Source organism: Vibrio sp. Isolate32 (assembly GCF_022397955.1).
Taxonomy (GTDB): Bacteria; Pseudomonadota; Gammaproteobacteria; order Enterobacterales; family Vibrionaceae; genus Vibrio.
The window spans coordinates 1-14,722 of record NZ_JAKEUQ010000036.1; the positions used below are offsets into that span (position 1 = coordinate 1).

Sequence of the window (14,722 nt, forward strand, 5' to 3'; positions counted from 1 at the left end):
GGTGTTCGGGTTGTCATGCCAATGGCATTGCCCGGTAGCTAAGTTCGGAATCGATAACCGCTGAAAGCATCTAAGCGGGAAGCGAGCCCTGAGATGAGTTTTCCCTGGCGCTATAAGCGTCCTAAAGGGTTGTCGTAGACTACGACGTTGATAGGCAGGGTGTGTAAGTGCTGCGAGGCATTGAGCTAACCTGTACTAATTGCCCGTGAGGCTTAACCATACAACACCCAAGGGGTTTTGTGGACTCAAAACTGTTGTTTCTGCTTTAAAAAGCAGAGGCAAACAAGAACACTTGAATGAGTTTAAAGAACAAGAAACAGCTTTCCAGATTATTTACCTTCAGTGTTTAAAACTGGAAGTAAAAGCAAAATTTTGCTTGGCGAMCATAGCATTGTGGACCCACCTGATTCCATGCCGAACTCAGAAGTGAAACACAATAGCGCCGATGGTAGTGTGGGGCTTCCCCATGTGAGAGTAGGACATCGCCAGGCTTCTATTTATTTTCACTTTTCAAAAGTGAAGACAAAAAGTGTAATGAACGACTTGTCAGCGACGACAAGTAGTCCACTGCGGAGTGGTAGTTCAGTTGGTTAGAATACCGGCCTGTCACGCCGGGGGTCGCGGGTTCGAGTCCCGTCCACTCCGCCACTTATTCNATTCCATGCCGAACTCAGAAGTGAAACACAATAGCGCCGATGGTAGTGTGGGGCTTCCCCATGTGAGAGTAGGACATCGCCAGGCTTCTATTTATTTTCACTTTTCAAAAGTGAAGACAAAAAGTGTAATGAACGACTTGTCAGCGACGACAAGTAGTCCACTGCGGAGTGGTAGTTCAGTTGGTTAGAATACCGGCCTGTCACGCCGGGGGTCGCGGGTTCGAGTCCCGTCCACTCCGCCACTTATTCGAATACCTCGCCTAGTGCGAGGTTTTTTCGAATATGAAGTAATAAAAAGTTTTAGGGGTGTAGCTCCAATTGGCAGAGCAGCGGATTCCAAATCCGCGTGTTGGGAGTTCGAATCTCTCCACCCCTGCCATATTCAAGGCTCTAGCAGAAATGCTAGAGCCTTTTTGCTTTGTTCCGGTCCAGATTTCAGTCAATCCTTCCCTTGCTCTGCTAATTCTGATGAAATAATGTAAGTACTTACTTATCTCAACCTTTTTTATTAATAGCCATGGCACAAACTTTATTTCTTTATGAGAATTATTCTCAATACTTTGTTGCATTTTGGTCGTTATTACTAAAAGGCAACAAATATGGATATTTCCCGTCGTAAGTTTATTCAATCATCTCTCGCTATATCTGCACTAACTGTACTGCCTGCTTGCTCGATGAAGCGGTCTGTTGATGATCAAGGAAGGTATGTTTATGACTTAACTGCTGAGCCCTCAACTGCTGAGTTGGTAGCGGGGTTTAATACTAATGTGTTGGCTTTTAATGGAGAGATTCCAGCGCCGATTATTCGCTGTCGACAAGGTGAAAAGGTAACGATCCGATTTACCAACAAGCTTTCAGAACCGACGACAATTCATTGGCATGGACTGAGAATTCCAATCGAAATGGACGGGGTTCCTTTCTTAAGTCAGCCTCCTATTATACCCGGTGAAACGTTTGTCTATGAGTTTACGCAACCAGATGCGGGTACTTTCTGGTATCACCCACACATGAACAGCGTTAAAAAACTGGGTATGGGCTTGGTCGGCCTTATTATTGTTGAAGAGAGCGCGCCAGTTCAGTTCGATGAAGAGCATGCTCTGATGCTTAAACATTGGCATATCGACAAACAAGGTCAGTTGAAAGACTTAATGATTCCTCGCCTCAGCGCTCGTATGGGCACGCCAGGAGAGTGGCGTAGCATCAATGGCGTACATGAACCCATCTATCAATTGAAGCAGCACGCAACGACTAGGCTGTGTATCGCGAATGTTGATAACACGATTACCTATCCGATTGCTATTGAAGGGGCTGAAGCATGGGCCATTGCTATTGATGGTAACCCTGTAAAGACACCTTATAAGCTGACTCAACATAAAATTGGCCCGGGTATGCGTGTCGATCTTGGGTTGATTGCTCCCAAGGCGGGGGAGCGAGTGAATGTCCTTCAAATGAAAGGACGTTTTCCTTTTTCCTTATGTGAATTTGAGGTTGTAGATTCCACGCTAATAGAAGGCCAAACACTTCCTTTATTGCCTCTTAATCCAGTGCCTAACTTAGATCTCGCCAACGCAGAAGAAATCGATTTTGTGTTTGAGTGGGAAGGGGCGGTATCACCGGTATCTAAAGATGGGAAGTCAATGTCTAAGTTTTGGCTCACTAACAAGCGCGCGTGGGAGGGAATGAGCAAAGACAATATTCCTGAGCCGTTGGCGACTTTAGAGTTAGGCAAAACTTATATATTCGATCTAAAGAACGTCACTCAATACCACCACCCAATTCATATTCATGGTCATACATTCACTGTATTGGAACTTGATGGCAAAAAAATAGAAGAGCCTTTCCATACCGATACTGTATTACTAGGGAAAAATGGCCGAGCGAAAGCTGCGTTTGTTGCAGACAACCCAGGGCGTTGGATGTACCACTGTCATGTAATCGAACACACGAAAACGGGATTGATGGGATATATTGAAGTTAAGTGACACCTGTAACGTTTAATATTTGCGCATGCATTCTTAGTTTCTACCCTCGCTTTTATCGGCGGTAAAGCTAGAATATAGGGACTGTTATTTGGGAGGATTCATGGGTCAGTTATCTATTTTAGGTTTTATTGCCATTGGTGGTGCATTTGGTGCTTGTTCGCGCTATTTGATTTCAGAGTTATGTGTGGTGATGTTAGGGCGTGGTTTTCCTTACGGTACGCTGACTGTTAACGTGATCGGCTCCTTTATTATGGGTCTACTGATCGCCGCATTTGAAAATGAGATGGTTGCGACTGAACCATGGAGACAGATCATTGGCCTCGGTTTCCTTGGAGCTTTGACTACGTTCTCTACATTTTCGATGGATAACGTGCTTCTTATGCAGCAGGGCGCTTTCTTTAAGATGGGGCTCAATGTGCTACTCAACGTGGTTCTCAGTACTTCAGCAGCATGGATCGGCTTCCAACTTTTGATAAAGTCTTAAAACTTTCTTACGATTTGTTAACAACTCGGCTTGGTTTATCCAAGCCGTTTTTATATACTCGATCGAACTTGTCGGAGTGCCATATGGCTGAGACCGTTAACTCGGGATCCGTTGAACCTGATCAGGCTAATACCTGCGAAGGGAACAAGAGTAGATATCTAACTAGAATCCCTCTAGAGATCTATCACCAGATCACAACTGTATTTCTTACCGTGATCCCTCTTGTAGCATCAATCCGTCAAGCATTTTTATCCCAATAAATAATGGCTAAAAGCCAAGGAAAAATGCTATGTCGAGTCGTAAACAAGCAAGACTGGAAGCGAAGAATTTCATCGATTCTTTATCAGTACAACCTTATCCAAATTCAAAGAAAGCTTACATCCAAGGCTCTCGAGAGGACATTCAAGTCCCTGTACGAGAGATATCACTCGCTGATAGCCTTGTTGGTGGTACCAAAAAAGAGCCTGTATTTGAACCGAATGCACCGATTCATGTCTATGACACCTCCGGTGTTTATACCGACCCAACGCACGAGATAGACCTTTATAACGGCCTTCCAAAGCTAAGAGAACAGTGGATCGAAGAGCGTGGTGATACAGAGCTATTAGATGATGTTAGCTCTGTTTACACCAAAGAGCGCCTAGAAGACGAAACCTTAGACGAGCTTCGCTACGGAAACCTACCTAGAATTCGTCGTGCGACTGGCGAGCAATGTGTGACTCAGTTGCACTATGCTCGTAAGGGGATTATTACCCCTGAGATGGAATACATTGCTATTCGCGAGAATATGGGGCGTCAGAAGTTTGCAGATGAGCAACTGAACCACCAACACCCTGGCCATAACTTTGGCGCAAACCTACCGAAAGAAATTACCCCTGAGTTCGTGCGTAAAGAGGTTGCTGAAGGTCGAGCTATTATCCCTTCAAACATCAACCATCCAGAATCAGAGCCGATGATTATTGGCCGTAATTTCCTTGTGAAGGTAAACGCTAATATTGGTAACTCTTCGGTAAGTTCTTCGATTGAAGAGGAAGTTGAGAAGTTGGTTTGGTCAACGCGCTGGGGTGGCGACACGGTGATGGACTTGTCGACTGGTCGAAATATTCACGAAACACGAGAGTGGATTCTACGTAATAGTCCAGTGCCAATTGGTACTGTTCCTATGTACCAAGCACTTGAGAAAGTGAATGGTGTGGCTGAAGACCTTAACTGGGAAGTGATGCGTGACACCTTAATCGAGCAAGCAGAGCAGGGCGTCGACTACTTTACGATTCATGCTGGCTTACTTCTTCGCTATGTTCCTATGACAGCTAAGCGTGTTACCGGCATTGTCTCTCGTGGTGGTTCTATCATTGCGAAATGGTGTCTTGGTCATCATCAAGAAAGCTTCTTATACACCCATTTCCGCGAGATTTGTGAGATCTGTGCGAAGTACGATGTAGCACTTTCATTAGGTGATGGCCTGCGTCCTGGCTCTATTGCTGATGCCAATGACGAGGCTCAGTTTGCTGAACTTCGTACCTTAGGTGAGTTGACGAAAGTGGCGTGGGAATATGACGTACAGGTGATAATCGAAGGTCCTGGGCACGTTCCAATGCACATGATCAAAGAGAACATGGATGAGCAATTAGAGCATTGCCATGAAGCACCTTTCTATACATTAGGCCCGCTGACTACAGACATTGCCCCTGGTTATGACCATATTACCTCGGGTATCGGTGCAGCGATGATCGGTTGGTACGGCTGTGCGATGCTTTGTTATGTAACGCCTAAAGAGCATTTAGGTTTGCCAAACAAAGAGGATGTTAAGACTGGCTTGATTACTTACAAGCTGGCGGCACACGCTGCTGATTTGGCAAAAGGGCATCCAGGCGCACAAATCCGTGACAATGCGCTTTCTAAAGCGCGCTTTGAATTCCGTTGGGAAGACCAATTTAACCTAGCATTAGACCCAGATACAGCCCGCTCTTTCCATGATGAAACCTTGCCACAAGAATCAGGTAAGGTTGCGCATTTCTGTTCTATGTGTGGACCTAAGTTCTGCTCGATGAAGATTTCTCAGGAAGTGAGAGAGTACGCGAAAGACACCGAACAAGTAGCAGCGGATCAGGCTATCGAGATTAAGATGCTAGACAACCCGTTGGAAGGGATGCGTCAAAAATCACAAGAGTTCCGTGATACTGGCTCTGAACTTTATCACCTAGCCGTTGGTGCAAAAGAAGCTCAATTAGAGGATTAATGACAGTGAAAATTCTGATCCCATCTCAATATATTGAGTTAACGGGAGAGGTTCAACACTGTCTATTGGTTGCTAAACGACAAGGTTTAGCAACTGATGCAGTTGAGTTGGGTGTCAGCCCAACTCAATACTTCTCTATCGTTGACTCTCAGCACTCACTTTCTATTGGCTTTGCTTCCGATGCCGTTTCAGTTCAACCGGAGCGGCTAAGCTCGCTTGATCACATCGTAAGCTATGACGAGTCGTTATCGGTTTCAGATGTTCGTGATGCTTTAGCACAACAGCCTAATACGATATATGTTGAGGTTGCCGATGGTGCTGCCGTATTAGATATCTGGTCACACTTAGATGTTAATCGTGTTATCAAGAGTGAAACTACAGCTCATCAAAAATTTGATAGTCGTGGCCATTTTGCTTGGTTACTTACTTTATTGGCGTTGGAATTTCCATTGGAAGACGCGTTGGTTTTAGCTCGCGCTGCATCGAATGTTTCACGTGGAACATGGCCAGCACACTATCAAAATTTTCCTATCCCTGTACTAGAAGATGAACGACTAGGTATAAGCGTTGGTTGGACTAACCAAGGGACATTACTTTCCTTCCCTGAGTTGAGCAAAAATAGCCTCGGCTTATACCCAGTTGTTGATGACGTTGATTGGATTGAAAGGCTCCTTAAGCTTGGAATCAATACGGTGCAACTGCGAATTAAGAATCCTCAGCAAGCGGATTTGGAGCATCAAGTCGCACGTTCTATCGCACTCGGCAGACAATACAAGGCTCAAGTTTTTATCAATGATTATTGGCAACTTGCACTCAAGCATGGCGCTTTTGGTGCGCACTTGGGACAAGAGGACATTGAAGAGTCGAACCTTTCACAGTTGAGCAAAGCAGGCATCAAGATAGGTCTATCGACACATGGCTACTATGAGTTGTTACGCATCGTTCAAATTAACCCAAGTTACATCGCGTTAGGGCATATATTCCCAACTACCACGAAAAAGATGCCATCGAAGCCGCAGGGTCTAGTGCGTTTAGCTCTTTACCAGCAGCTAATTGATACCATTCCATACAGTGAAGAACTTGTCGGCTATCCGACCGTAGCTATTGGTGGGATTGACCAATCGACGGCGGAGCAGGTATGGAATTGTGGTGTCTCTAGCCTAGCGGTAGTGCGTGCAATTACGTTGGCGGAAGATCCAAAAGCGGTTATTGAGTTTTTCGAAGCTCTTATGAATGGCAACTCTTCAACCTTTACTGAAGAGGTTAGTCAGGAGTTGAGCCATGCTGAGTGACTTTGAATTTGTACGCTATCAACGCCAAATCGCATTACCTGAAATCGGTGAACAAGGACAACGAAATCTACTAAACGGACATGTGTTAGTGATTGGTTGTGGTGGTTTGGGTAATGCTGCGGCTCTTTATCTGGCGGCGTCTGGCGTCGGCAAAATAGTGCTGGTTGATGATGATTGTATCGACTCGTCTAATCTTCAACGACAGATTGCATTTAAAGAAAGCGATCTTGGCACTGCTAAAGTCGATGCATTGAAACTAAAGCTGAGTGAGCGTAATGGTAGAAGCCAAGTTAGGAACATCAACAAGCGAATGGCAGAAAGCCAGTTAAAGCTTGAAGTGATGCTAGCTGATGTCGTGTTGGACTGTACCGACAACTTTACGACACGCCAACAAGTTAACCAAGCGTGTTTCGAGGCTAACACACCATTGATATCAGGCTCCGCAATTGGTTGGAAAGGTCAGTTTATTGTCTTCGATTATCAAAACCAGCAGGGGTGTTACCACTGCCTTTTCCCGTTTGACCACTATCCACAAATAACGCGTTGTAGCGATAGTGGCATCATTGGGCCTGTAGTGGGGACTATTGGAAACCTTCAAGCTCTTGCTGCTATTCAGCGCATTAGCAGTGGCGAGTTTCAAGTGGCGACACATCAGCTCAAGCTGTTCGACGGTAAGACTATGAACTGGCAAAACCTAATGGTCATGCAAGATATCGAATGTCCTGTATGCAATTCGCCAGTGACCAATAATTTAGAAGAAGCACTATGAGCAACATAACTATTTCAATAAATGAGCAACCAGAGCAGGTCGCGCAATCATCTTCTCTTGCAGATATTATTCATTCGCTTTCGCTACCTGATTTAGGATGTGTGTTTGCTATCAATAATGCGGTTGTACCACGCAGCCAATGGCAACAAACCATTGTCAATGAAGGCGATTCCATCTCTCTTTTCCAAGCTATTGCAGGGGGCTAACCATGTTAACCATCGCGGATAAAACGTTTCAATCACGTCTGTTCACTGGAACCGGCAAGTTCGCAAACAAGCATTTGATGGCGCGTGCTATCGAGGCTTCCGGTTCGCAACTGGCAACCATGGCGCTAAAGAGAGTCGATATTGGTTCTGAGCAAGACGATATTTTACAGCCCATCATTGATGCCGGCGTTAATCTACTTCCGAATACCTCTGGTGCGAAGAACGCGAAGGATGCGATTTTTGCCGCACACTTGGCTCGTGAAGCGCTCGGTACTAACTGGCTAAAACTTGAGATTCACCCGGATCCAAAATATTTGATGCCAGACCCAATCGAGACACTTAACGCAGCTGAGCAACTCGTCAAAGATGGCTTTGTTGTCTTGCCTTACTGTCATGCCGACCCTGTATTGTGTAAGCGCCTAGAGCAGGTAGGTTGTGCTGCTGTGATGCCGCTTGGTGCACCGATTGGTTCTAATAAGGGAATCGCTTCAGCCGACTTCTTAGAGATCATTATCGACCAAGCGAATGTTCCTGTGATTGTTGATGCTGGCATTGGTGCTCCCTCACATGCGGCGCGTGCAATGGAAATGGGTGCTGATGCTGTGTTAGTGAATACCGCGATTGCTGCTTCTCAACAACCAGTTGAAATGGCGATTGCTTTTAAGTTGGCAGTTGAAGCGGGGCGTATGGCTTATCTTGCTGGTCTCGCAGGACAGGTGTCTCATGCGGTTGCTTCTAGTCCGTTAACTTCATTCCTAGACGAGTAGTATTACTATGACGTTTGTTGATCGATTTAAACAGCTCAACTGGGATGACATTGGTATGTCGATCTTCAGTAAAACGGCAGCGGATGTTGAACGTGCTCTGTGTAAACCCAAACGAGACTTAGAAGATTTTAAGGCTTTGATCTCTCCGGTGGCAGAACCTTACTTAGAGCAGATGGCACAACAATCGTTGGCGTTAACACGTAAGCGATTTGGCAACACGATGTCGTTGTATATTCCTTTGTATCTATCTAACTTATGCGCGAATGCGTGTACGTATTGTGGTTTTTCTATGGAGAACCGCATCAAGCGTCGCACATTAACTTTAGATGAAATTGATGCTGAGAGTGCGGCCATTAAAAAGATGAAGTTCGATAGCGTGTTGTTGGTTACCGGCGAACACGAAACAAAAGTTGGTATGAAATACTTTCGTGAGGTGTTGCCGAATATCAAAGCGCAATTTAATTACCTCGCGATGGAAGTACAGCCGCTTGATCAAGATGACTACGCCGAGCTTAAAACACTAGGCTTAGACGCCGTGATGGTCTACCAAGAAACGTATAGTCCAAGCACCTACGCTGAACACCACTTGCGTGGTAACAAAATGGATTTTGAATACCGGCTTGAAACGCCCGATCGTTTGGCAAAGGCGGGTATTGATAAGATAGGTATCGGTGCTTTGATTGGCTTAGAAGATTGGCGAACGGACTGCTTCTTCGTGGCTGCTCACCTGGATTACTTAGAGCGAACGTATTGGCAAACGCGCTACTCGATTTCATTCCCACGTCTTCGTCCTTGTGAGGGTGGTTTGCAACCTAAATCGATTATGAGTGATAAACAATTGGTGCAACTCATCTGTGCTTATCGACTATTAAACCCAGAGGTTGAGTTGTCTCTTTCGACTCGTGAGTCAGCAACGTTCCGCGATAATGTGCTGCCGTTGGGTATCACTAGCATGTCAGCGGCATCAAAAACGCAACCTGGTGGCTATGCCTCTGGTGAGGAAGAGCTCGAGCAATTTGAGATAAGTGATGAGAGAAGTGCTGCTGATGTTGAAGCCATGATTCGTCAACGTGGCTTCGATCCGGTGTGGCGAGATTGGCACAGCGCTTACTCTGGTTAATTTGTACATTGGCTGATGTTCCACGTGAAACATCAGTGATGTGATATCGACATATAAAAACGGCTACCTAAAGGTAGCCGTTTTTATATCTAACTTAGCTAAAATGGTTTGGCTAAGTTATCTATCCAGTTAGGCACTAAGCGTGAGCTAGTGGCGTTGTTGCTCGGCGTAGCCACTCTAACGTATCACCTTCAACTAGTGGGCTTACATCATTCCATACTTTTTGATGGTAATCGTTTAGCCATGCAAGTTCCGGACGTGTCAGTAGATCGACGTTGATGTTGCGCTTATCGATAGGGCAACGTGTTAGCGATTCAAACGTTAGCACTGAGAAGTCACCTTGAGTTGGAAGCTCAACAACCAGCTCTAAGTTTTCGATGCGGATACCAAACTCATCGGCACGGTAGTAACCCGGCTCATTTGATAACACCATGCCTTCAACAAGAGGAACGTCGATCAGCTTTTTAGAGATACTTTGCGGACCTTCATGAACACTTAGGAAGTGGCCAACACCGTGACCAGTACCGTGGTCATAGTCGAAGCCTTCCGCCCATAAGTGCTGACGCGCTAGGATATCCAGTTGGAAACCACGAGTACCTTGTGGGAAGCGTGCGCGAGCAATTCCGATGTGACCCTTAAGTGCAAGAGTGAACTGTTGAATCATCTCTTCGCTTGGCTGGCCAATTGCGATAGTACGTGTGATGTCTGTTGTGCCATCTAAGTACTGACCGCCTGAATCGACTAGGTATAGCGTATTCATTTCTAGCTGACCCGGCTCAGGCTGGTTCTCATGGTTGTAGTGACACATGGCTGCGTTTCCACCTGCCGCTGAAATTGTGTCAAAACTGAGGTCCATCAGAGTTGGATCTTGCTCACGGAATGACTGTACTTTGTCAGCTAATACCGCTTCGTTATGCAGGTTACCTTGCGCGACTTCTGCATCAATCCAAGATAGGAATTTTGCCATCGCCACGCCATCACGGATGTGACATGCTTTCATGCCCGCAATTTCAGTTTCGTTCTTAGCGGCTTTTGGCATTAGGCATGGGTCAGCGGCTTCAATGATATGGGCACCAGCGTTTTGTAGAACAAGCGTGTACCAAGCATTGCTTGTGCCTGAATCAACTGACACATTCTTACCCTCTAAAGATTGAAGGCGAGCTTCAAGCTCTGATGGGTGAGAAACACGGATACCATTACCAACGTGTGCTTCGAAGCCTGCAGGGATACGAGCTGGGTCTAAGAAGAAATCGACACTTTCATCGGCGTGAATGATGGCGTTAGATAACACGACTGGCAGGCGAGACACGTCTAAACCACGAATGTTGAGTAACCAGCAGATTGAATCCAGTTCAGTAAGGATAGCGGCATCAGCACCTTTGGATTTTAGTAGGCCTGCAATTTCAGCGCGTTTGCTTTCACTTGATTGGCCAACGGCGTCAGTTGCCATGAGGCGAACGTCAGATACAACAGGCTCTGGGCGATCAGACCAAAGCTCATCAATCGGGTTTGCTGTTAATGTGGTAAGTTCTACTTTATCAGCCAGTTTAGCTTGTGCGCCTTTCAACCAAGCGGCTGTGTGCATGCGTGGGTCAAACGCAACTTTACTGCCTTGCGCTAGTGAATTGATGATCCAATCTAAAGCTGGTTCTTCAATAAGGTGGCGATACTCAAATAGCTCACCAGGTACTTGTTTACGAACCTGAACGGTATAGCGACCATCAACAAAAATCGCCGCGTTTTCACGTGTGATAACAGCCGCACCTGCAGAACCAGTGAAACCGGTTAGCCAGTGAAGTCGCTCGTTATGGGCAGGAACGTATTCACCTAGGTATTCATCTTCGTGTGGAATGATAACAGCATCTAGGTGGTTTGCTTCAAGCCAAGCTCGAACCGCAGTAACGCGTTCCTCAGTGATATTGTGCATCTGTGTTTATCCTTATTGTTCGGGTCCTTGTTAACACTCACAGCCGATATACCTGTGAGGGGACTTATTAGGTCAATAAGCTAGCGCTTTTGTTCGTTTGCTGCAAATGCTGTACGCCATTTTTATCTGAGGTGCAGAGTTTTTTCTTTGATGATATCTCGCAACCAAGTTAAGGCTGGGTCGTTTTCTCTATCACGGTGCCAAAACAGAGTGTATGCCATTGGTGGAAATTCCATTGGCAGAGGCACAACCACTAAGTCGAGCTGTTTCGCAACAAGATGGGTGAAGTGGCTTGGTGCGGTAAATACAAAGTCGGTGTAGGTACATAGGCTCGCCGCGCTGTTGAAGTCGGGCACTGAGATAGCGATGTCGCGTTGATGACCGAGGTCTGCCAACTTGTAGTCGAGTAGCCAACGATCATTACCATCACACCTTACTTGAACATGGCGCTGTGCCAGATAGGTTTCTAGATCCCATTGACCACTTAAAGCGGGGTGGTTGCGCCTCAATACGCACATCTGCGCGTCGCGGTAGATCTCTTGTTCGCAGATATCATCTGGTGGCAGCATGGTCAGGCGTGCATCGTTGATGTCGATGTCTTTGCCTGTAAGGCCGATATCCAACTCACCAAGTTGTAACTTCTTAAAAGTTTGTTCTGTCCAAGCGTGGGTGTTGATATTTACCTTCGGCGCTTGGCGAAAGATCGCTGGTAAGAAGTGAGGAAGAATCAACGGGTAGACACTTTCAACTGCTGCAATATGAAAACTGTGGTCACTATTGTTGGGAATGAATGTCTCAGGCTGGGTAAGCACATCAAGTTGATTGATCAGTGTTTCCAACCGTGGTTTTAGGAATACTGCTTTGGGGGTTGGGCGTAGGCCATGTGCACTTCGCGTGAAAAGAGGATCATTAAATTGCTCGCGAAGTTTGGCCAATGACTTACTCACTGCTGACTGGCTTAGGCACAATCGATGCGCAGTACGCGTAACACTTAGCTCTTCCATTAGCACCTGCAAGCAAACCAGTAGATTAAGGTCGAGGCGCGATAGTTTCTCGATATTCATGTGAGTTTCCTTATTGGAATAATGCTAATGATTATATGCCATTTTTGTTCATATCTTTAGTTGGTTATTATGCACCTAAATTAACTCATCCGGAGAATCTTGTGCCTTCTAACGCGCTTCCAACCCCTAGTAAACTGCAGGTTGCTTTATTGGCAATGCTGGTTCTTTTTAGCCCTTTGGCTATTGATATCTACCTTCCAGCTCTGCCACAGATTTCGACAGCGTTTCACGTGGAACATGCACTAGCACAAGATACGATCACTTGGTTTTTGTTTGCTATGGGTGTCGGCCAGCTATTTGCCGGCCCTTTGGCGGACAAGCTAGGACGTCGAACCGTTGCATTGGGAGGTGTTAGTATCTATGCATTGAGTGCTTGCTTGGCGTGGGCAGCTCAATCGATTGATATGATGCTAATAGCTCGGCTGTTACAAGGCTTAGGAGCTTGTGCGACTTCTGTGGCAGCCTTTGCAACGGTTCGCGATCTATTTGGTCCAGAGAAGAGTGGCCGAATGATCAGCTACCTAAATGGCGCTATTTGCTTTATTCCTGCATTGGCACCGATTCTTGGCGCTTGGCTAACTCATCAATTTGGCTGGCGTTCGAACTTCAGCTTTATGGCGGGTTTTGCAGTCGTTGTCGGTACTATCTTATTCTTCCAAATGAAAGAGTCGAACCCGGTGACGGAAAAGGTAGCGGTGTTCAAACTAGAGCGCTACTGGTCAGTATTAAAAACACCTTCATTCCTATTCCATGCAACTCTATGTTTGATGGCGATGGCAGTGATCCTCGCTTATGTAACCTCAGCACCGGTTGTTTTGATGGAGAACCTTGGCTTAACTATGAAAGAGTTTACCTTCTGGTTCGGAGTGAATGCTGCAATTAATATCGCGGCTGCATTTACGGCTCCTAAATTTATGGACCGCTTTGGTACCTATAAAGCACTGGTTGTTGGTATCTCAATGCTAGGTTTAGCGGGCGTGATTATGTTGGTGCTAGCAGAGCATGTGACTCCAATCGCATTCATGCTTCCTATCTTCTTATCATCTGTTGGCTTTGCTTGGATTCTAGGTGCGGCTGCAGGTAAAGCGTTGGAACCATTTGGTGATCGTGCGGGTACAGCAGCAGCGCTATTAGGTTTATTCCAAATGAGCGGTTCGGGCTTACTTGTCGGCACCATGCAACGCCTTGATTTAACTTCACAAGAGATGATTGCGTTACAAATGTTCCTGATTGTTCCTGCGCTATTCGTGTTGGCGAGCAAGTCTGGTAAGTCGTGGCATGCAACGTTTGCAAAGGCATAAGCAATAAGGGTGGCAAAATATACAAATGGCGGTTTGCGAAACGTTAAAACATGGTATATTTGTCACTCATTGAAACGTAAGTCTCCAACGGAAAAATACTGTAATGTCATTAACAACCTACGAAATGGCGCGCGTCTTAGAACAAATGGAAGATGCACCTGAAAAGGTTATGTTTGGTAAATTGCTTAAAGAGCTAGGCAACCAAAGTGAAGAGCGTATTCGCAGTGCGGCAAAACAAGTTCCAATTGATACTTTGCGAGATATCATCTACCAATTTCAGCGTGTGGTAGAGTCTCGTAAAGGTGAACAAGTTCAGCTATTAGCAAAAGAGCTAGCAGAGCAAGGCATCTCGGCTGAAGAGCTTCAGGCTTTTCTAGAAAAGTAAGCTTACCCCAGTTAAAAAAGAAACCACTCAATTGAGTGGTTTTTTGCGTTTGGGGTTATCTATCTTTTAGCTAGCCTCTAAATTGCGCCTTCAAAACTCTATCTAATGAAAAAGGCCCAGCACCCCATACGATGACGATAAGAATCATCAATCCCCAAAGTTGGTGGTCGTAGAACCCTTGATCCCACAGTACTGGGTAAGAGACGACAGCAATAATGTTGAAAACAAAAAGAGCGGCGGCCATCGGGCGTGTTAACAAACCAAGTGCCAAGAATACCGGAAGAATTAATTCAGCAGCTGTTCCCATATAGGCCGCTAATTCCCATGGTAATAGAGGCACCTGATATTCCAATTCGAACAAGTAGAGGGTGCTATCCCAAGTGGCTATCTTGGTTAGCCCAGAGTTGAAGAATACCCACGCTACCCAAAGGCGACAGAAAAGAAGCAGCACTGGGACGAAAAGTGCCTGAGATTTCTCAATCAAATTGTCGTATTGAGCCATCATGTTTGTGACTGTGTTGTTATCCATA

General features: G+C 45.8%; 13 protein-coding genes, 3 tRNA genes, 2 rRNA genes and 1 riboswitch. Of the genes, 15 read left to right on the top strand and 3 right to left on the bottom strand.

Annotated features, from left to right (window positions below):
• The 13 genes from L1D11_RS19790 to thiH all read left to right on the top strand — a co-directional run.
• Positions 1-220: ribosomal RNA gene (locus L1D11_RS19790) — 23S ribosomal RNA — on the top strand; the annotation flags it as partial.
• Positions 221-375: 155 nt separating this feature from the next.
• A 5S ribosomal RNA gene (rrf, locus tag L1D11_RS19795) occupies positions 376-491 on the top strand.
• Between the two features lie 80 nt (positions 492-571).
• Positions 572-648: transfer RNA gene (locus L1D11_RS19800), tRNA-Asp, on the top strand.
• Positions 649-821: 173 nt separating this feature from the next.
• Positions 822-898: transfer RNA gene (locus L1D11_RS19805), tRNA-Asp, on the top strand.
• A 60-nt stretch (positions 899-958) separates the two neighbouring features.
• Positions 959-1,035 (top strand) — tRNA-Trp (locus tag L1D11_RS19810).
• Positions 1,036-1,255: 220 nt separating this feature from the next.
• The gene (locus tag L1D11_RS19815; protein WP_239832932.1) at positions 1,256-2,638 is read left to right on the top strand and encodes a multicopper oxidase family protein; all 1,383 of its coding nucleotides are present in this window, start codon (positions 1,256-1,258) and stop codon (positions 2,636-2,638) included.
• Positions 2,639-2,738: 100 nt separating this feature from the next.
• Positions 2,739-3,122 carry a fluoride efflux transporter CrcB gene (gene crcB, locus L1D11_RS19820; protein ID WP_239832933.1) on the top strand — a complete coding sequence of 128 codons (384 nt, stop codon included), beginning with the start codon at positions 2,739-2,741 and terminating at the stop codon, positions 3,120-3,122.
• A gap of 62 nt (positions 3,123-3,184) precedes the next feature.
• Positions 3,185-3,283: riboswitch (TPP riboswitch) on the top strand.
• Between the two features lie 128 nt (positions 3,284-3,411).
• Complete coding sequence (gene thiC, locus L1D11_RS19825; RefSeq protein WP_239862698.1) at positions 3,412-5,361, top strand: phosphomethylpyrimidine synthase ThiC; 1,950 nt, start codon at positions 3,412-3,414, stop codon at positions 5,359-5,361.
• A complete protein-coding gene (locus L1D11_RS19830) occupies positions 5,361-6,653 on the top strand; it encodes a thiamine phosphate synthase (protein WP_239832935.1) in 1,293 nt (430 codons plus the stop codon). The genes thiC and L1D11_RS19830 overlap by 1 nt, the downstream gene beginning before the upstream one ends.
• Positions 6,643-7,422, top strand: coding sequence for a HesA/MoeB/ThiF family protein (locus L1D11_RS19835; protein WP_239832936.1), 780 nt, complete (start codon positions 6,643-6,645; stop codon positions 7,420-7,422). Before L1D11_RS19830 ends, L1D11_RS19835 begins: the two co-directional genes overlap by 11 nt.
• Complete coding sequence (thiS, locus tag L1D11_RS19840) at positions 7,419-7,628, top strand: sulfur carrier protein ThiS (protein WP_008221537.1); 210 nt, start codon at positions 7,419-7,421, stop codon at positions 7,626-7,628. The genes L1D11_RS19835 and thiS overlap by 4 nt, the downstream gene beginning before the upstream one ends.
• 2 nt (positions 7,629-7,630) lie before the next feature.
• Complete coding sequence (locus L1D11_RS19845; protein WP_239832937.1) at positions 7,631-8,395, top strand: thiazole synthase; 765 nt, start codon at positions 7,631-7,633, stop codon at positions 8,393-8,395.
• 7 nt (positions 8,396-8,402) lie between these two features.
• Positions 8,403-9,515 (top strand): 2-iminoacetate synthase ThiH, encoded by a 1,113-nt coding sequence (thiH, locus tag L1D11_RS19850; RefSeq protein ID WP_239832938.1) that lies wholly within the window; start codon positions 8,403-8,405, stop codon positions 9,513-9,515.
• A 136-nt stretch (positions 9,516-9,651) separates the two neighbouring features.
• On the opposite strand, the gene L1D11_RS19855 is transcribed toward thiH, so the two are convergent.
• The gene (locus L1D11_RS19855) at positions 9,652-11,442 is read right to left on the bottom strand and encodes an aminopeptidase P family protein (RefSeq protein WP_239832939.1); all 1,791 of its coding nucleotides are present in this window, start codon (positions 11,440-11,442) and stop codon (positions 9,652-9,654) included.
• A 122-nt stretch (positions 11,443-11,564) separates the two neighbouring features.
• Complete coding sequence (locus L1D11_RS19860) at positions 11,565-12,506, bottom strand: LysR substrate-binding domain-containing protein (protein ID WP_008221529.1); 942 nt, start codon at positions 12,504-12,506, stop codon at positions 11,565-11,567.
• 101 nt (positions 12,507-12,607) lie between these two features.
• On the opposite strand from L1D11_RS19860, the gene L1D11_RS19865 reads away from it, so the two are divergent.
• Together L1D11_RS19865 and L1D11_RS19870 are read left to right on the top strand one after the other, a co-directional pair.
• Positions 12,608-13,807, top strand: coding sequence for a multidrug effflux MFS transporter (locus L1D11_RS19865; protein ID WP_239832940.1), 1,200 nt, complete (start codon positions 12,608-12,610; stop codon positions 13,805-13,807).
• A gap of 103 nt (positions 13,808-13,910) precedes the next feature.
• Complete coding sequence (locus tag L1D11_RS19870; protein WP_004741210.1) at positions 13,911-14,192, top strand: hypothetical protein; 282 nt, start codon at positions 13,911-13,913, stop codon at positions 14,190-14,192.
• Positions 14,193-14,262: 70 nt separating this feature from the next.
• On the opposite strand, the gene L1D11_RS19875 is transcribed toward L1D11_RS19870, so the two are convergent.
• On the bottom strand, positions 14,263-14,721 hold the full coding sequence (locus L1D11_RS19875) for a DoxX family protein (RefSeq protein WP_008221525.1): 459 nt from the start codon (positions 14,719-14,721) through the stop codon (positions 14,263-14,265).
• Position 14,722 lies beyond the last annotated feature (1 nt).